Source organism: Haloarcula argentinensis DSM 12282 (assembly GCA_000336895.1).
Lineage (GTDB): Archaea > Halobacteriota > Halobacteria > Halobacteriales > Haloarculaceae > Haloarcula > Haloarcula argentinensis.
The window spans coordinates 56,136-74,679 of record AOLX01000003.1; the positions used below are offsets into that span (position 1 = coordinate 56,136).

The window sequence follows — 18,544 nt, forward strand, 5'->3', positions numbered from 1 at the left end:
TTCGTTGCAGGTGAACGTCACAGGTTCATAATCGCCAGATTTGGTGAGATCACCAATGTGTTTGCGGCAACTAACCTCTCCATTCTTGTTTTTTGCCAGTACTGAGACGTGGTGGAACGGTTCCCAGTCTCCCACAACTCCGACTGACGGTGCTATCTCAATCGAATATGTCCTATTCGATTCTGTCACATTATAGAGTTCCATACCGAGGCTTGAGTGGGTATTATTCACCAAACACCCGCTGAGTGATCCCATTGCTACTGGAAGAAGCCCAAGTAGCCGCCGCCGGGAAATTTATCACTCATCTATTGATGGGATATCGTTGCAGTCCATCGGTGATAACTCCTCAATGCTGAGCGCGAATCGATTTCCTTCCGTCGACGTTGGGACGAATACTCACTCGGGGAACCGTTCGTCCTTGCTAGTTACGAAGTAGTACGTGTAAGACCCTCCATTCCATCGATACGCTCCTACAGAAACATCGCTGTTCCAGAAGTCAGGTGATTCGAGTATGATATACGTAGGCTGCTGATCGAGCGAGATGTTAAATGACCGTCGGATGGGGGCCACACTACTATCTGTAGACATGCGCCCGAGATTGATCTGCGTTATTTCCGACATATCATTGTCGTAGAATTTGAGGCTTACATCAGTGAAATTCCTCACTGGTGCGGTCGTATCCGCTACCTCTACTTCACCATGCATTTCAAACCCTCCGTCGTTTCGCTCGGGTATTCCATCAAGATCTACTTCATATCCTGACGCCGTTGGGTAGGTACATCCGGCCAAACCAATTGCTACTGTCAATATAAGGACTGGAACCCAGGAGTGTATAGCAGTCATGGTTCTTCGGTAGACAGTAATTCTTCAATACTGTAGGCGAAGTATTGCCCACCCATAGGGAGATTAGTCATGTCCGTATCATATCCTGATGCCATGACACTCCATCTCCGATCTCGACCAAGCGGCTCCCGCGTGTTATCACTCCCACTCCCACTATACACTTCGCCATTACGTTTAAATTTCCGGACTGGGTCCTCTGTCAGACTTCGATCGTCAAGTTCTCCCGCTCCGAAGGAGTGCCCAATCTCGTGAATCTCCGTTTTGGCTGTGACCACACCTAATCCGCTGCTGTATGGTGAACGCTGTATTACGGATGCAGGCACGTTATTTGTTGCTTTCTGGTTCCCTTGCACGAAGATTGCTTGGTAGGGAACACCAACAAGGTTCACTCCCGATTGACTGTCGCCTCCCGGGACAAGACCTGCTCCTTTATTCGCCACTAATACATACTCATCTGCTCCAGTTGATTTGTGCTCAATGCCTGTGGTGACAATTTCCCTGTATCCGAAGCCATCAGTCGGATCGACACAAGCTAGTGATACTGGCAGATCCAGGCAAGATGAAAAGTCACTATTTTGAATCTTCTCATCCCGAATAATATCGACATTAATGCCATAGAGTGCATAGTTGTTTTCTAGGCCGTTTTCCCAAGACTTCGTATTCATCGACCCATAGTTCGCACCGGCGTAGTAATCGATCTCAACGCTGAGAGATGGGTTAGGAGTGGCAGAGGCCTTATTGGGATCACTCTCCCAGTGCAATTCCCCAAGATGGGTATTGGAGTGGAACTCAGTACCGTTCCCGAAGAGATCGGCTCCGTCGGTAGCCGTTCCGGAAACCTTGTGGATACCTGCCTGTGCCGGGACTTGTTCGTCCCCGGAGATTCCGCCATCATCATCACCATCAACGATAGTGAGACCGTCACCATCGTCATCGTCACGGAGGTTCTCACGGTATAGCACGACATTATCGGTATGCCCAACATCATAAACACCGATCCAGCCGTCCCAGTAGCCGTCACCGTCCGTATCTGGGTCCGTTGGGTCTGTTTTGTAGACCGAGCCGGACGAACCGTCCTGCACTCCATCGATCTCCTGCCCATCAGTGAGTCCATCATCGTCGGTGTCAGGGTCCCAGGGATCAGTCTCAGAGCCCAAGGCCGGATCTGCATCTGGTTGCCGATGATCCGGATTCGCCGTGCGGATCTCTTTCTTGTTCGAAATCCAGTGATCCGTCTGAGGGGTGCCATCCAGCCCTCTGAAGACGAACTGATCTAGCCCGCGTTGGTCGGTCGTTACGAAGTCGAATGAATCGCTTGCGTCCGTGAACTCCGGATCCGAGAGGTCGTCCACGCCCTGCATGCGATCAGTGTCCAGTCCCATCTGGTTCTGCAGGTTCGTTCGTGGGTAGGATCCTCTCCCATCGAACACCTGCTCGAACGTCTCTGACCGCTCGGTAGTAATGTTGTACGTTCGCTCCGCGCTCGGATCGGTGTGCGTGAGATTCTTCTCTTCGGGGTCAGTCAGACCGTCACCATCCGAGTCCCGCGATGTCGGGTCCGACGTCACACGGATGGAATCCGACTCTGCTTCACACCCATCGTCTGTTTCACAGGCGTAGTCGTACCGATGCACCTCGCCGCTTTTGTTGACTGTCTGGATAGTCCAGCCCTCCTTTTCAAGCGAGTCGGCCAGACCATCGCCGTCAGTGTCTGCGTTCCCTTTCGCAGGGTTACTGGTCCAGCGGTAGCCAGTTACCAGCGATTTCTCGTTCGGTGGCTCATTCTCGACAGTTTCAGACATGTCAACTTCCTCGCCATCGGGAATGCCGTCGCCATCCGTGTCTGGATCGTTCGGGTCAAGCGTCACCGTTGGCCCGTTGGCCAGCGGAATGCCGGTCACCTCGCGGAAGTCCGAGATGCCGTCCTCGTCTGAGTCCACGCGGACAGTCTCATTCGAGGGTGAGACGAACCGTACGTTGTGGGCACGAAGCCACGAATAGTCTCCGTTAGTGTGGCGCGCGTCCGCCCGCAGTTTCACCGTCACTTCCTTGCCCGCATGTTCGGAGATGTTCACCCGCCGGACCGCGTTTTCCGTCCGCAAGCCGCTGCTGTCGTCGTTTTCAAGCCGGTAGATGTCGGTCTCCCCATCTTCGTCCGTCAGCGCCAGCGTCGCTGCCGCGTGGGACCACGAACTCTGGACGTGGGCTGTCACGTTTGCGATGACGTACACCTGTGGGTGATCCGGCAGCGTAATCGACCGTGAGAGAGTTCGTTCACGGTTGGTCCGTTCACCAACACGAATCGCGTCACGGTCCTCTTCGACCTCGCAGTTCCCGTCGGCCGGTTCGTCGTTGTAGCCTCCACTACGCGGTTCGACATCGCACGTCCAGTCACTCTGTACAATCGAGTCCGGCATATCCTCAAACGTCCACGACTCGATTTTACCGACCTTCGACCGGTCCGGGCTCTCGGAGATGATGTCCTTGCGCTCGTTGAGGTACTCTGTCCAGGCATCGCTGTCGAAGACGGTATACGTCGAGAAGTGTGTGGTATTGGCCGTCACGGTATCTGTCGTGGTGTTGACCGACGACGGCACCTGCTGGTACCGGTTCGCCGATTCGTTGAACCAGTAGATAGAGACGTTTGACTCTGCTCCCGACACTTGTGATTCGTTGTACTCGATGGAGATTTCCGCTTGCGAGAAATTTGCGTCGGATTCGAACTCAACGAACGGAGCAACAGTCCCAGTGGGTGCGTAGTTGTCCTGATATCGAACGTTGACTGGCTCATCCACCGTTGTCTCCGCACTCACGTTTCCGGCACCAGTGATGTTCACCGAGGCACCGAGGCTCTCATTTCGAGCGGTCGTGGTGTAGGTCTCGTTTCCGTCTGTGACACTGTCTCCGTCAGTATCAGGGTTCAGTGGGTCCGTGTTGAACGGGTCAGTTCGCTCGTCACCATCGGTCACCCCGTCCTCATCAGTATCAGGCGAGAGCGGGTCAGTTCCAAGTTCGAGTTCCTCGGGGTCAGTCAGGCCGTCGTTGTCCACATCGGCGTACAGCGGGTGAGTTCCGGCAGCCAATTCTTCTCTGTGTGTGAGCCCATCGTCATCGGGGTCTGCACGGTCGTCAGTGAACCCGTCGCCATTAGAGTCTCTCTTGGTTGGATTCGTCTTCGTGAGTCTGTGTTCGTCGCTGTCAGTAAGGTTGTCCCCATCCGTGTCGGGGTCGGTTGGATCAACACCCTGGAGTCGTGATTCTACCTTATCAGGGAGTCCATCACCGTCTGTGTCGTTGCTTCGAGGGTCAGTGCCAAGTCGGTATTCTCGGTATGCCGGTAGCGTATCGTTGTCCCAGTCTTCTGCACCGTCAATCACAGCATCCCCGTCGGAGTCTGCTATGACAGGGTCGGTCCCAGTGACATTCCGCTCGTATGCATCCGGAAGTCCATCGCCATCAGTGTCGTTCGAGGCCGTCGAGCGTGTGGCGACGAAGAGCCACTGAATATCCCCCACGTCGGTTCGGTTGTCACCTGTGTAATCATACGCGCTCCAGTTAGCACCGGCTGCTGTGGTTCCCAGATGACGCGACAGTGCGTCAACGTCAACGATATTGATAGCGCCATCGCCGTTGACATCTTCGTAGATTCCGTCACCATCTGGGTCAGTAGGTTGGTGGTCACCGACGAGTGGGTACGGCTGAGAGTCGTTTTCTCGGGGCGCTAACTGCTCAATTTCACTCGCATTCGGTTCTGTTGAGTCATTCCAACTGGTTGAAAGTGGTCTGGTTGCCTGGTTCCCAGCCGTTGCGGTTGGTGTCGGTGGTTGTGTCCGTGTTGGTTCATTACCGGCCGTTGCGGCGGGTGTTTGGGTCGGTCGTGTCTGTGCTGGTTCGTTTCCGGCGGTGGTGACAGCCTGGTTACCGGCACCTGTGAGAGACGCGTCATTGCCGGCCGTCTGCAACGGGCCAGCCCCAGTGCCAGTCATCATCCCGGAAGCCGGACCGACAGTCACTAATAGTAATACACCAAACAACGCCTGTAATTTTCTCGTTGAACTTGCCATATAAACCCCCCACCAGAGGTACTGTTGTCAATTTGATTCGGTAATCAGAATACTTAATCCTACCCATCTAGACAGTATATTTAATGGGGAAACTTGCGACAGTAGCTGGCCTCTGTATAGCGTTGTCCCTCTGTGCGGGACTCGCGATGGGGGCGGGAACGACCCGTGTGGTGGTCCAGCCTTCGACTGATACCGTTACCGTTGGGAACACAACCACTGTTGATATTGTGGTCACGTCTGCTACAGACGGAGTCGGCTCGCTGGATATCGATATTGCAAGCACCAACGGGTCGGTTGCAACAGTCTCGAACACGACTGTTGCTGGGAATCCAGACACAGTCCAGACCTCTNNCGCCTGTTGTCTCGGTCACGCTCACCGGCAAGGCTGTCGGGACAAGCGATGTCGAGCTGACTGTTGCAGCCGTTGGTGACGAATCCGGGAACGCATACAATGTCACCAGCGTACGCGCCGGAACACTGACAGTCGAATCCGGAAATGACACAGCAACCCCAACGGAGACGCCAACGCCAACACCAACTCCGACAGAGACACCAACCGAGTCAGACTCTTCCAGTTCCGACGATGGTAATGATGATGATGACGATAGCCATGACGGTGACGATGACAGTGATTCCAGCAGCAGTGACTCCGGTGACACGGCAACACCGACGGACACACCGACAGTAACGGAACCGACACCTGGTGACACGCCGACAACGACGACAGCGGCAACTGAACAACCGACACAGACGGCAACCGAGCAGTCAACCTCGACGCAGACCAGCGGTGGGCCGGCCATCACGCCGGACGCGACGAACACACCGTCTCAGACCAGAGCGACCGACAGTGTTGAGCCGTCTGGCGGCTCACCGACAAATCTGCTTGTGGGTGGGAGCATTCTCGTGGCTGTTCTGGGTGGGATCACCATCTACCGTCGGTTGTAGAAGACGGCTTTCACGAGCTACTCAGCTACTTCAGAGCGCTCGATGAGGTCGTTGTCTTCCATGAGCCAATCAATCCTCGCGGACGAGCCAGCCGAGCTGGTCACGAACCCATGTGAGATGGGGCCGCCGCATCGAGGACAGCCGCAGCGCTGGCGGCCCGTCGTTGGGGTTGTCGAGATTCCCGTCACCCACCAGACAGCCTCGGATCGCCTCGTGCTGGGCATCGCTCAGATCACGGAACGAACAGTGCTTGCTCCGGGACCAGTGCTGTGCCAAGCGCTGATACTCGCTGTCGCACTGGTGGCAGATACCCCCACGAGCGTCAACGACCCACTCGCTCATACCCGCTGGTCCGAACGGATCAATATGTAGGTATCGTGTTCGCTCTAGTGTCGGTCGGCTATAGCTTCAGTCCGGTGTGGAAGGATAGACTGCACAGCGGCCGCAGTCACGGCTACTGGTCAGTACAGGATTAGCACATACCACCGTAGTGGGGGCCTTCGAACGTCCCATCGGAGTTGACCGGCACGTGAATATCACCATAACACGCATCGTTGTTAAACGTGTCACGTGTCGTCACATTTCGGGCTGTGACGATTACCTCGAAGGACTCGATGCCATCGGTGTCAGCGCTACTGATATTATAGGCGGTCCGGCGTGACTCAGGTGACAGAGCGTAGCTCTCGTTGCGGACAGTCTCGTTCGTTGCAAGTCGGATGATACGGAGTTGTACGTCGGCGCTCTGGTTCCAGTCATTTATTAGTCGCACCTCTTTGTTCTCAGATGCGACCACACCGGTGGCAGTACCGGCAGATTTGGAAGTGGACGCTGGTGTTGAGGTGGCAGTACCGGGAGATTGAGAAGTGGACGTTGGTGTTGAGATGTCAGTACCGGGAGATTGGGAAGTGGACGCCGGTGTTGAGATGTCAGTACCGACTTCCGGGGCAATACAACCGGCCAAGAGTATCATGGCTACTAGTCCCATGACTTGCCAGTTTATTGGAGGGCGCATCGTCTACGATTGGACAAGCAACAGTTGAAAACTTTGGGCACGCCTTTCGGCCATTCTCTCGTTGTAGAAACATTCTGTCGGTGAAATAGTCGGCCTCACGCAAACGGATGAAAACATCGTGACGGTCGCGGAGGAACTCGGCTTCCCGGCCCGAAAAGCTACCGCACGGCACAGATGACGATGCCACTCCAGCGGGGTCAGGCCGACTTTGATCTCGCACTAAACAGCTGATTCAGCAGGAGAGGGCCAGAAGCAACGACGGCAATGTAATAGATCCTCAGAGTCTTGCACGTCGCTTGTGACAGAAGTCGAATAGAACAGCGGTTTGTTCGATACAGAGCGTTTATCCGGCGATCCAATCTGATTGACTCAGGTAGAGACTCTGTACAAGATATGCAGTCTTACTGAACAGTCGTGTCACGCCTGCTCGCGACGACCAAAGCCCACCCGTATCCACTACGGCACTGGGACCGTCAGGTCAAGCGGCGATGAGACCGACGCATCGCATGTATGAGAGTCCACTGCGGCCGACGAAGACCATCGTCGCCGGCAGGCCAAGGCCAGCTAGTGCTCCAAAGACAACGTCAACACCATCTTCGACAGCAGTGTCACAGTAAATGTTTCCGACGTCGGTCTGGCCCATCACAGAGCCAGCAAACAGCGTGAGGATCAACAGCAACTGTGTTGCCTGGCGCACGCCGGGCGTGAGCCATGCTTCAGCGAACTGGCGCTTTGCGTGAGTGTAGAGTGTTGGTTAACAGTGTTGAGTCAGCACATCGACCCACACCGGGTTTCCGGTGAAAAAAGCGCCACCATCTCACAGGGGTAGACTGTTGGAATCTCAGACGCAACACACCATGTTTCCGATGAAATCAGGAGACTACAGTCAAATATTAGTGGTTATCAGCTAACGAGAGACACCGGATTTCTGATGAAACTAAGTGCATCGCAGAGATGCGGAACAGTGGTAGTACGCTGCTTTACAAAATCGATTCAGCTGATTGTATCTTCGAGCACCTGTTGCACGACATCTGGATCTTCCAGAAGCTGATGTTCTGTATAGCTCCCTTCTGCACTACCACCACTGTGGCGCGTTTGTTCGATAATATCTAAGAAAGCGTGTTCCTTGAGAAGGTCACGGACTCGTCGTAACGAGAGAGGATCAGAGCCTTCCTGACGGCAAATTTCTTCGTACACGTCGTAGATTCGGGTTGTTCGGAAGCCGATATCATCAGCTCCATCGCCAGCATTGTCAACCGAAAGGATAGTCAACGCCTGTAGTACGTATCGAGAATGTGGCGTTGAGCCGCTAATGAGCTCACGGAACCGATCAGTCTCAGCCCGCTCTCGAGCTTGAACAACGAAGTCTTCTGGAACCGTCTTCATGTCCGATGATTGGGCAATTTCACCTGCATATCGAAGTATGTCAATCGCTTTTCGTGCATCGCCGTGCTCACGAGCTGCGAGTGCAGCTGCCCGAGGGATAACACCACCTTCGAGTACTCCCTCTCTGAATGCGTCGCCCCGTGCACTCATGATTTCATTGAGCTGATTAGCGTCGTAGGGTGGGAACACAAATTCTCGTTCGCAAAGACTGGACTTGACCCGCTCGTCCATCCGATCCTTATACTTGATTTTGTTGCTAATCCCGATGACACCGATCTTACAGTCTTCAATTTTTCCAGCCTCTCCAGCTCGTGACAGTTGCATCAGGATGTCGTCGTCTTCGAGTTTGTCGATCTCGTCGAGGATTATGAGGACGACGTCATAACGCATATCGAGAATCCGCCAGAGACGCTTGTAGTAGGTTGCAGTGCTAATTCCCTTGTCGGGAATGTAGATATCATTCTCCTCCGTATTTACTGAGTCCGCGATCGTTTGCACAGACTGGGTTTCGGTGCTGTCCTGGGCACAATCCACGTATGCGTAGACAGCGTTGATACCCTCCTCAGATGCGGTATCGACCAGTTGACGAGAAACGTATTTGGCACAGAGAGACTTCCCTGTTCCAGTCTTTCCATACAGGAGGATGTTGCTAGGACTCTGGCCAAAGATGGCGGGATTTACCGCATTAGCCAGTTGCTTGATTTCTTCATCTCGACCAACGATGCGATCCTCCTCCGGGAGATGGCTGATTTCAAGCAGTTCCTTGTTCACGAAAATGGGATCTTCAAGGATGAAGAGATCGTCAGAGTCGGACATTGCTTGTACACCGGGTTTCCGGTGAAACGTCTTGATACTTTCCCCGAGACACACACACCACGTTTCCGGTGAAAAGCGTCTAGAGGGTGTTTAGTGTCCAGATGAAACGGGGGTTAGGATGCACCGGAAACATGGTTTCAACTGCGATCTACCTCAGCCGCATTGGCGGGATAGCCAAGGAAATACCAGAGTAGGGCAGAGATAGAAATCCCGAGATAGATAGGATAGAACGGTTCTGTGGAGTGTTTTCGATTGGAGTGATGAAAATCATAAGCGAGAAAATCTCGCTCTAATCTATGAAAAGCGATTCAGCTAATGGAATATCACGCTAGGATTGTATATAAAACTATGTCAGACATAGCAATAAAGATAGTATCTGGTCATTTCCTTGCTGATGTGAGTTCCATTATGTTCTTCCTCCTGCAGATTTCCCTGAATCTGCAGATAGCGTAGGAATATTCCTTTTGTAACCAATGGGTTTAGCAGCTATACTGTCTCTATTGGGCAATTTCACCGGAAATCTGGTGTGTCTGTCTACGCTCCCCAGTTGACGCAATAGTAGTTGATCCGGAACGTTCTTGGTTACTGCTATGGCTCTCTGTTTCACCGGAAACCCGGTGTGCGTGTGGTTCCATTCAGCGGTGATTTGGCTGATTTGGATTTCACCGGAAACCCGGTGTGCGTGCGAAGTCTCAGTATCTCTCAGATTTCACCGGAAACCCGGTGTCCCCCTATCACATTTCAACAGTAGTCTCTCAGTTTCCCCGTCGTCGAATCAGCGAGCTCTTGGACGGGCTTTTTCGAGCGCGTCACGAGATCGAGGACGCCGTCGAGGTTCGTTTCCCCGTAGAAGAACGTGTTCGACTCATGGTCGCGAGCAGCGCACGCGGGAGGGCGTCAGCGAGCTGTGTGGTCGGGACGAGCCGGCGCCGACGGAGCGCACGGATCCCCGGGAGAAACTGACGCAAGACGAACTCGCGGAGGTCAACGAGCAGGCAATGCGGATCAGCGATGAAGTGAAAGGCGGCTGGTCGAGAGCAGTCGTCGCGAAGCAGCTGTCCGAGAAGGTGCAGCGCGGGCGGGACGTCACGAAGGCGGTGCTGGAGACGCTCGAAGAACTGAAAGCGGCGCCGAGGGCGATCGTGCCCATCGCGGACGTGCCGGATGTTCCGGTCGGTGAGGTGACCACGTTCTACGGCGCCGTGGCGAAGGGCGGCGCCGCGGCGAACCTCCCCTCCGCCAACGAAGCGGAGCCGGCCGTCGACGACAGTCACCGCAAGACTTGGGACGTTGAAGGCGTCGAGATGGAGATCGCGATCGAGGCGATCGCCGCGGCCGGTGTGAGCGACGAGTACAGCATGCAATCGTCGGGAGCGTTCTGCCCTCGTCGCCTGCGAAGACGAACGGCTCGGAGAGTCAGCGGTGAGGGACCATCTGGAGTGGCTGTCGGTCGGGACATGGTGGAGGGGGCGTCAGCGGTTGTGGGAAGCTATCGAGGCGTCGTCTAGGTGTCGGTGGCGATACGCAGGGAGTAGGCGATCAGGAGGAGCCCGCCGAACTGGAGGAGGCGGACGATCAGCCGGAATACGTTCTGGTAGCGGATCGGGACGATGCGGAACGTGAGGAGCCCCTGTCCAGCCACCGCCAGGACGTATGTCACGCCGAAGAGCAGGATCATCCCGATCGAGAGATATCGCATCGACGGGTCGTCGTTGCGTCGGAGCCCGCGATAGGCCTGACCGCCGATGTAGAGGCCAACGAGGGCGGAGCCGGTCGCCGCCACCCCGGCCGCGAGACCGACAACGCCGGTGAAGTCGGTAAGCGCGCTGAAGACGTTCATCTCAGAGCTGTCCCCACATCCGCGAGAGCTCGTCGGCCGGGTCGCTCTCCGTCCGGTCGATCGTCCAGTCCAGTTCGCCGTCGCGGATCGTCAGCTCGAACCGATCGAGTGTCGAGACGTACACCGTCTCGTGGTGGCCGTCGCGGCGCGGTCGCGTCCGCTCGGTGAGGAGGGCACAGTCACAGAGCTCGTCGACCCGACGATAGATCGACGACACCGAGAGATCGCAGTGCTCGCCGAGTTCCTTGGCCGACAGCGGTTCCGCACTCGTCGCGACGAGGATCGACCGAACGTGCTCGTCGTCCAGCAGAGCGACGACGTCGGCAACGTCGGGGTCCTCGTCCACAGCGTCATCTGACATACGTGGAACAAGTATCTTGCCCTCGGTTGGCCGAGGTCGTGGCGTCTGTGAGGTGCTGAAACGAGGGACGGCCGTGGCGCTCATCGGTCGTCCTCCAGTGGCAGCTCGAACAGTATCCGGAAGCTAACGTCGTTCATCGGGCCGTACACCACACTGATCCCTTCCGCAGTCGGAGTGTCACCCAGGTCGATCGTCGTCTCGTCACCGGCACTCACGGTGTTCTGGTCTGGCCAGAGTGGCTTCTTCTCGACCTGGCCCTTATCCTCGGGCGTATCGATGTCGTAGCAGATCAGGTCCGCGTCGGCCGACTCGCCGACCTCGTGACGAAGCGTGACGGTTTGGGTCTCGGCATCGAACACTCCACCCCACGTGACGTGTGGCGGATCGTCCATCGGATCACGCTCACGATCCGGCCGGGCCGGTACTCGAGCAGAGACCGTCATGAATCGGCCGTCCTTCCTGACATCGACGGTCTGTGCCTCTTTCGTGAGTTCGTGTCGCTGCTGTCCGAGGGCACGCTTCATCTGCTCTTCAGAGAGGTTGGTCTCGGTTTCGTACCGTTCGATCAACAGGTGGTATGCGACATCATCGTCGATTCGAAACGCGTCGGCACCAAGTTCGGAAACCTCGGGGTTGATCCCCGGATGAGAGCCGCCAATGAACAACATCCGGTTTGCGCCGACCGCGTTGGTGACCGCCGCGAACGCGTCACTCTCTTCGTGGAACTGTCGACTGTGACCGTGTCCGGCGTCGATCGTCGCCTCAATGTCCGGTGCGTTGTGATCGCGAGTACTCGACCACACGAGGACGCCGTCCCGTACTGCAGCCCGTCTGCGTACGTCTGAACGGGCGTACACGTCGTAGCCGCGATACGAGCCGTCAGGCTCGTAGCCGGTGTCTGCGAGCGTTGACGCCACGTCGTCGGCTGTGAACTCGGCCTCGATCACCGTGGCGAGGTTCGTGCTCGTGACACTGTCGTAGTTCTCGTACCCGATTCCGAAGTAGTCCAGTTCCATCTTCTGGAAACCGCGCCTGGCGACGAACTCCTCGGGGACAGGGCCGTCAAAGCGCCCGGGTTCGGCGTAGGTGATGACCCAGTCTTCGTCGGTCTCGCTCTCCCATCCTGCGGGGAGCCAGCGGCGGTACTCCGGTGGGCCGGCGTCGGGAACGTCGACACGGCCGTACCTCGGTTTGCTGCTCAGCGGTGGTAAGCTGCCAGTACAGCCACTGAGCCCAGTCGTCAGACCGAGCGCGACGGCCGTCGCACTGCCGTTGAGAAACGAGCGTCGCGTCGGCCGGAAGGGATCGTCTGGTGGAACCATCGTGGTACGTAATCGATGACAGCCAGCTATCTTTATACCGGCCCGTCGGCCGCGCACTGGCAAACATCGGCGACAGATATATATGTAGAAGTGATCGATCGCCCGCTGGGACGATCGTCGCGATATTTGTCAGTTGAAGGTGGTAAAATACGTCACGGCCGGATAGCTCCCGATATCACTCGCCGCGGTCGGGGACGTAGCTGAACAGCCGCAGTCCGTAGGGATGATCTTTCGGGCCCCAGCGCACGTCAACGCGGTCTGCGTCCGGATGGTCACTCATGTCGACCGTCGTCTCGTCGCCCGGTCCGACGGTGTCTCGACCGGGCCACAGCGACCGGTTCTCGACCCGATTGATCGCGTCGATGGGAACGAGATCGTACCACAGGCGGTCGGCGTCGAGTTCCGGACCGAGCTCGTGACGGAGCGTGGCCGTCTCACTCTCCGCGTCGAAGGCCACGCCCCAGGTGATCTGGGGGGATCGTGGATCAGATCGCGAGGTTCGTCCGGCTGCAACGGTATGCGAGCACCCGCCGTCGCCAGCTGGCCGTCGACCCTGATGTCGATGGTATCAGCCGCCGCCATGCCGGTAGGGTGTTGGTCCTGGATGGCATCTTTCATCTGCTCGCCGGGCTGGTCGACCGTCTCCGGGTACCGTTCGAGCACGAAGGGATACGCGGCCTCGTCGTCGACTCGGAACGCGTCGACACCGAGCTCGGCGACGGTCGGGTTGAGGAGCGGGTGATCGCCGATCGACACCAGTCGGCTGGCACCGACCGCATCGGTGACCGCTTCGAACGTGGTATCGACCTCGTGGTACCGCTCGGTGTCTCCGTGTCCGGCGTCGATCGTCGCCTCCAGATCCGGCGTGCTGTGGAGCGACGCGCTCGTCGAGACGACGACACCGTCCCGGACGGCCACGCGGCGTGGTATGTCCGAGCGAGCGTACAGATCGTAGTCGCGGTACGAGCCGTCGGACTCGTAGCCGGTCTCTGCGAGGGCGGACCGAACCGTGTCGGCCGAGAACGTCCCCTCTCGCACAGTGGCGAGGGTCGTACGCGTGAGGCTGTCGTAGTTCTCGTACCCGATCCCGAGGTACTCCAGGTCCCGACGCTGGGTGGCCCGGCTGGAGACCAAGTCTTCGGGGACGGGGCCGTGGAACGATCCGGGCTCGACGTAGGTGAGGAACCAGACTTCGTCCGTGTCGCTGTCCCACTCTGCGGGGAGCCAGCGGCGGTACTCCGGCGGGCCGGGGTCGGGAATATCGACGCGGCCGTACTGGGGCTTGTCGCCGAGTGGCGGGAGACCGGTACAGCCACTCAGAGCAGTGGACAGACAGATCGCGACGGCCGTCGCGCCGCGGTGGAGCATCGAGCGACGCGTCGGTTGGGAGGTGTCGTCTGGTGGAACCATCGTGGTACGTAATCGATGACAGCGGGCGATATTTATACCGGGTTATCGATCGCGTGCTGGCAAACATCGGCGAAGGGTTTATACGCCGTCTGAGAAGCAGCCAACGAGTGCTAATACGGTATTCCCGGCTGTGTTGAATCGCCATACTGCAGCGAGGTGGGCCGCTAAATCAAAGGAACTGAAGCGGGAAGTACGCCGGCGGTGGCAACCATTGAGGCTCGATTTTCAGGTTGCACGTTGGACGGGCACTGATCGAGAAGCACGGCTGGCACGACGAGTATCCTCACTGGGGCGAGCAAAATCCGGACGCCGAAACAACGTCTGTTCGCGAGCAGGAACACGAACTTGAACAGCGTGTGTCGGAGTATATTCGGGATCTGCCGTTTCTCTGGGTTGACGTTCCGGCCGACCCCGGACCCGAGTGTGACCGAGCGGTGATTGAGCCAAATACAATCGCGAGGGTATCGCATCATCGTCGATCCGCAGGATCGTCAGACCTCGATTGGCTCGGGTACCACTCGCCGAAATCTGAGGTGTACCAATCTGGGCTGTGGAACGTGCGCCACGTCTCTGACAAGTTTGACCCCTCGCTCGTGGACCAGTTATCGGGGTATATCCCGTCAACGAATGCGCTAGATCATCAATCGCGGATCTGAGGACGAGGGAGGTGGTTCAGACAATTTCGTGAACTTGTACTAAGTGACCGTAAGAAACGTCGAGTTTAATTCCTAATTTCAGTCAGTACGGGTAGAATACCAGTCAGGATTCTCGAGTTGAAATTTGGATAGAGTCGTCATCCTTTGCTCGCTCAAGTACTGATGCGCAAAAGTCGTTTTTTGCGGCGTTGTACTCGGTGATGTTGTTTGGGTGAGATTCCGCAGCTTCCTGTTTTACTGTTGCATACTCGTTGCGTACATCTGGATAAGAACGCAGATATTCTCGAAAAAGGAGGTCATCTTTCCATTGATTGCTTGACTCTTTGATGAGATGGAGGTTGTATGATTGACCACTATCTTCTGTACGTTGAAGGAACAGCCAATTAGATGGAATATGGCTCAGCTCATATCCAAAACCAGCGCTAAGTTTGTCGATATCTCCCCATAGTCCGTTTAAGTCAGTCACAACTGCCGTGATGTCGATGATTGGTTTCGCCCTTAACCCTTCAACCGCTGTACTCCCGATATGCTCGATTCGGGCCGTATACTCGTTTAAAACGGTGGTAAGTCTCTGCCGTTCAGATTTAAATTGGTTGGGCCAGTTCGGATTGTATTCTACTACTTTGATTGGTGTCTCACTCATGTTTCTGTATCTACACGTCTATATCAAAACCGTTTTGAGATGAAGATCTACAATGCGCCTGAAAACTTGCGGAGGTTTGGACTATCGATTCGCGCCACCATATAAACGAACAAACTGTTGTTCTACGTCTACACAAGGCTGTGGGTGTCCTCTTCGGAACCGCCGGCAGTCGTCCTCAAGGTTCCAAGCCTCGGACTGGAATCTCACGGTGACCGGCTCGGCGACCGCCTGGCGACGCCTCTTGATGGAGTTTTCCCAGATGCGTGGTTCAGATTTCGACCGTGCCGACAAGGCTGCCCTTCGTTTCAAACAGTTGCTCGCCGCAGACCTCGCAGACACAGACGCAGCACTAGCTGCCCTCGAACTCATCAGTACGATCTGGACACCTCAACAGACACGTTCATGGCAGAAGTGACGGACAGCACGGGGCGACGAGTAGCCAACTCGTCCTGTCTTGGTCTCGGCTCTTACCAAAGACAGCGAAACACTGGTATCTGTATCGGGGTTGGTAGATCGGGCTGTGCAAGATGCACAGCGCAAGTCGGTCACCAGTTTCCAACTGAAAGACTTTGACGAGTCACCACACATACAGAAGAACTACGTAACAAGCGAAGTGAGAGCGAAAAGATGGCTGAAAGCGTACGGAGTCGATTAACGAATTCGTGGCTATATATTCCGATGAGCGTCGTCGTTTGGATATTGCTGTGGGTTTCGATAGATGCGCTTCTCGGGGACGGTAGTGTGATTTCTGCTGCGATTCCGGGGGCAGCAGGGGGGTTGGCTTTCGGAGTCTTCACCTATTATTTCAAAAATCGCGACAACGACTAGCTTAGTCCTCTTGTCTGTTCATATCGGCTCCGTTGCTGCCGGCTCCCGTTCCAATTTTCCGTTTCATCACCAGTGACCGGATATAAAGCGCCTCAGCGTGCTGACTACACCCTCTACATCTTGCACGGCAACCAGTGACAACATCATCAGGTCGACAGCTGTTTCACTGGATTAGGCAAGACTCTCGCTCTCTGTCGGTTTGTGCTTCCCTCAGGGCCGAGGTTTAAATACGATGACGAACGCAACCATGCGTGTAACCGACCCGAATCCTGAGTACGATCCTGCTGATATCCTCGGTGCAGCGAGTTGCGACCCTGAAACGAGAGGGAACGGGCGGGAACGCGTGCTTAAATCCACTAGGTATCCCGACCGTACCGAGGATGATACCCGTATCTGTCGGACCTGTGGGAAGGATATCCCCCATGATAAACGCCAGTGCCCATTCTGCACTCAAACCGGTATCTCAGAGACTTCGTCCGACGACCAAGACGACAGTCCATTTGGAGAGTGGACATTCGGCCGAGTCGTGCTCGCGCTCGTCGAGGCGAACACTACCTTCAACGCACGAGCCACCGGCGCTGCGGCCTTCTCCGCCTCTGATAGTATCGCGAACGGCGAGGTCACCTCTCACGGAACGGTGAAGTGCCGTGCAGCGTTCGGCAGTGAGCCAGCCTCCAATCTCACCAAAGGGTAGCCCGAGCTTCCGACCGAGACCACGATCGGGGAGGACCGCGGACAGACACTCTTGGAGACGGCCGACGAGCAGACCGATTGGGATGAATCAGACGTCCAGCCATGAATCTATCTTGAGGATGGGTCGCCGGTCACCGACCGCTCGGAGTTCCAGCGGCTCAGAGATGAGTTCCAGCAAGACGACGGTACGTACTGGCTTGTTCCCGGTGTCGTACAGCGCCATCAGGCGAGATCCGAGCTGGGGACGCTTGGCGTTGAGTTCCACTGTCGACAGTGTGGCGCCGTCACGGGACACGAATCACATGGGCTCGACGGGTTCGAGTGTCACTCACACCTTGACCGTATGATCTGGACCTGCAGGGAGTGTGGACAGCACCGCCACGAGCCCGAGCAGGAGGACGACACGGAGGAGGCTACGGACTATGAGCACCTCCCCGACGGTGTCTCTCCCGAAGACATCCACGGCGACAAGCCAGACTTCCAGGAGCAGGAGTTTCAGGACCAGATCGAAGCCTATCGCGAGCGCTATGGCTTCTTCCCATGGAAGCGGTAGCTATCGTGTCGGTAGGGCGTAACGGTTATTTAGGGTGCTGTAGAGCCGTTAACGGATTCCATTGTGGTTCTCGGTGAACGGTCAGTATCGCTGTTCGCCGAAAGGATGTGTCCGGTTCTTGGGTGAGAGTAGGACAGTGTGAGCGCGTCATAAAACTCTCTCACGAAGTACGATTCATCGGTAGCTCGTTGAGTTATCCGGACAGTAATCGGGCGTATTGCTCGGTGAAGCCGGACTCAGAACTCAGCGACGACAGCAAGTTGCTTTAGTATTTCGTAAGTCTGCTGTATTGCTTACTCAGCGTAGATCGTGGTGCCTATTCTACGGTACGCGACAGTATTATCTTAATTCTCGCATAGTTTGTTGCGAGCGAGAACATCCACTCTAATGCATCTGTGTCCAATTCTGCATCGTCGGTCGCTTTCGTACCTAGATATTCCTCACTCGCGGGGAAAATCGTATTCATTACCCAGCAGCCTAAACGACAATAACCGAGCGCTACATTTGTATACCCAGTGGGGAAATACTTTTTGTCAGATGGGAAGAACCACTACGAAATGTCGCCAACCGATTACAATACTGAAGGATTGAACTTTTCGCTCCGCAATTTGCTTTTAGCTGTCTTTCTCTTCCTGATTGTTAGGCTCGGAAGTGGATTGGCAAGAGGACTATTGGAAGGAGACTATCTAATAGGCACACTAGGATTGATACTTGCTCTCGTACCAATAATTTGGCTCTTGTCGATCATCAGAAAGGCATATTTCTGAAAACCTTCCAAGATAAGGATCCTCTGTTAGAATATACGATTATAGTCCTACGATGACGTTTTGAGTTCCGGTAACATCCGATTCATAGACTACCTGTACTGACCATCGTTTAACCACTCAAGTTAGTTCCAGTGTTCCCGCGAACCCCCGTCGCCTCTGTGGGGAGAGCCGTACATATTCTTCCGCCGAATTGTCAGTGGTCCGGTCTGATTCATCACCGAACTCTATGAATTGTGGTCGTAAATCTAGAGTACTGGACATGATCTTGGAAGACTTCGTGGTTAGGACGGAACAGAAGTAGAACTGTCTGAGTGCGGAGCTAGCCACTCTTCAATAATATAAAACACAGAATGAGAGATTACACTATTTCTTGCCGTACAGTGTAGACTCCGTCGGCTGGAATGG

12 protein-coding genes and 4 pseudogenes are annotated in these 18,544 nt (G+C 55.6%); 5 read left to right on the top strand and 11 right to left on the bottom strand.

The window, feature by feature from the left end; genetic code table 11:
• Positions 1-396: 396 nt before the first annotated feature.
• Together C443_RS00300 and C443_RS00305 are read right to left on the bottom strand one after the other, a co-directional pair.
• Entirely contained in the window at positions 397-843 is a 447-nt protein-coding gene (locus C443_RS00300) for a hypothetical protein (protein ID WP_152422978.1), read from the bottom strand.
• Entirely contained in the window at positions 840-4,856 is a 4,017-nt protein-coding gene (locus tag C443_RS00305; RefSeq protein ID WP_152422979.1) for a dockerin type I domain-containing protein, read from the bottom strand. Before C443_RS00305 ends, C443_RS00300 begins: the two co-directional genes overlap by 4 nt.
• A 197-nt stretch (positions 4,857-5,053) precedes the next feature.
• On the opposite strand from C443_RS00305, the pseudogene C443_RS22325 reads away from it, so the two are divergent.
• Positions 5,054-5,852 (top strand): annotated as a pseudogene (locus tag C443_RS22325) (hypothetical protein).
• Positions 5,840-5,935: pseudogene (locus C443_RS22015) on the top strand (radical SAM domain-containing protein); the annotation flags it as partial. The pseudogenes C443_RS22325 and C443_RS22015, both read left to right, overlap by 13 nt.
• Here the strand turns inward: C443_RS22015 and C443_RS00315 are convergent.
• From C443_RS00315 to C443_RS00330, 4 genes are all read right to left on the bottom strand, one after another.
• Entirely contained in the window at positions 5,922-6,194 is a 273-nt protein-coding gene (locus tag C443_RS00315) for a hypothetical protein (RefSeq protein WP_311241359.1), read from the bottom strand. The pseudogene C443_RS22015 and the gene C443_RS00315 overlap by 14 nt on opposite strands.
• A 130-nt stretch (positions 6,195-6,324) precedes the next feature.
• Positions 6,325-6,621: a hypothetical protein gene (locus tag C443_RS00320; RefSeq protein WP_160163332.1), complete on the bottom strand. Its 297-nt coding sequence runs from the start codon at positions 6,619-6,621 to the stop codon at positions 6,325-6,327.
• Positions 6,622-7,342: 721 nt separating this feature from the next.
• The gene (locus C443_RS00325; protein WP_005532709.1) at positions 7,343-7,561 is read right to left on the bottom strand and encodes a hypothetical protein; all 219 of its coding nucleotides are present in this window, start codon (positions 7,559-7,561) and stop codon (positions 7,343-7,345) included.
• Between the two features lie 296 nt (positions 7,562-7,857).
• A complete protein-coding gene (locus C443_RS00330; RefSeq protein ID WP_005532710.1) occupies positions 7,858-9,066 on the bottom strand; it encodes a Cdc6/Cdc18 family protein in 1,209 nt (402 codons plus the stop codon).
• Between the two features lie 905 nt (positions 9,067-9,971).
• On the opposite strand from C443_RS00330, the gene C443_RS22020 reads away from it, so the two are divergent.
• Positions 9,972-10,574 carry a hypothetical protein gene (locus C443_RS22020; protein WP_394295048.1) on the top strand — a complete coding sequence of 201 codons (603 nt, stop codon included), beginning with the start codon at positions 9,972-9,974 and terminating at the stop codon, positions 10,572-10,574.
• Here C443_RS22020 and C443_RS00340 read toward each other — a convergent pair.
• The 5 genes from C443_RS00340 to C443_RS20560 all read right to left on the bottom strand — a co-directional run bounded on the left by C443_RS00340 (position 10,571) and on the right by C443_RS20560 (position 15,298).
• Positions 10,571-10,906: a DUF7521 family protein gene (locus C443_RS00340; protein ID WP_005532715.1), complete on the bottom strand. Its 336-nt coding sequence runs from the start codon at positions 10,904-10,906 to the stop codon at positions 10,571-10,573. The two genes, C443_RS22020 and C443_RS00340, sit on opposite strands and share 4 nt — an antisense overlap.
• A gap of 1 nt (position 10,907) precedes the next feature.
• Positions 10,908-11,267, bottom strand: a complete 360-nt coding sequence (locus tag C443_RS00345; protein ID WP_005532717.1) for a winged helix-turn-helix domain-containing protein — start codon at positions 11,265-11,267, stop codon at positions 10,908-10,910.
• 80 nt (positions 11,268-11,347) lie between these two features.
• A complete protein-coding gene (locus tag C443_RS00350) occupies positions 11,348-12,589 on the bottom strand; it encodes a hypothetical protein (RefSeq protein ID WP_005532718.1) in 1,242 nt (413 codons plus the stop codon).
• Positions 12,590-12,865: 276 nt separating this feature from the next.
• Positions 12,866-13,999: a hypothetical protein gene (locus C443_RS00355; RefSeq protein ID WP_005532722.1), complete on the bottom strand. Its 1,134-nt coding sequence runs from the start codon at positions 13,997-13,999 to the stop codon at positions 12,866-12,868.
• 759 nt (positions 14,000-14,758) lie between these two features.
• On the bottom strand, positions 14,759-15,298 hold the full coding sequence (locus C443_RS20560) for a GrpB family protein (protein WP_005532724.1): 540 nt from the start codon (positions 15,296-15,298) through the stop codon (positions 14,759-14,761).
• Between the two features lie 160 nt (positions 15,299-15,458).
• Here C443_RS20560 and C443_RS00365 point away from each other — a divergent pair.
• Positions 15,459-15,724: pseudogene (locus C443_RS00365) on the top strand (hypothetical protein); the annotation flags it as partial.
• A 634-nt stretch (positions 15,725-16,358) separates the two neighbouring features.
• Positions 16,359-17,372, top strand: a pseudogene (locus tag C443_RS00370) (hypothetical protein).
• Positions 17,373-18,544 lie beyond the last annotated feature (1,172 nt).

Bases quoted from the DNA above. Each gene is read 5' to 3' on its own strand.
- C443_RS00340 (WP_005532715.1), bottom strand. From the start codon at position 10,906: ATGAACGTCTTCAGCGCGCTTACCGACTTCACCGGCGTTGTCGGTCTC.
- C443_RS00300 (WP_152422978.1), bottom strand. From the start codon at position 843: ATGACTGCTATACACTCCTGGGTTCCAGTCCTTATATTGACAGTAGCA.
- C443_RS00350 (WP_005532718.1), bottom strand. From the start codon at position 12,589: ATGGTTCCACCAGACGATCCCTTCCGGCCGACGCGACGCTCGTTTCTC.
- C443_RS20560 (WP_005532724.1), bottom strand. From the start codon at position 15,298: ATGAGTGAGACACCAATCAAAGTAGTAGAATACAATCCGAACTGGCCC.
- C443_RS00345 (WP_005532717.1), bottom strand. From the start codon at position 11,267: ATGTCAGATGACGCTGTGGACGAGGACCCCGACGTTGCCGACGTCGTC.
- C443_RS00315 (WP_311241359.1), bottom strand. From the start codon at position 6,194: ATGAGCGAGTGGGTCGTTGACGCTCGTGGGGGTATCTGCCACCAGTGC.
- C443_RS00330 (WP_005532710.1), bottom strand. From the start codon at position 9,066: ATGTCCGACTCTGACGATCTCTTCATCCTTGAAGATCCCATTTTCGTG.
- C443_RS00355 (WP_005532722.1), bottom strand. From the start codon at position 13,999: ATGGTTCCACCAGACGACACCTCCCAACCGACGCGTCGCTCGATGCTC.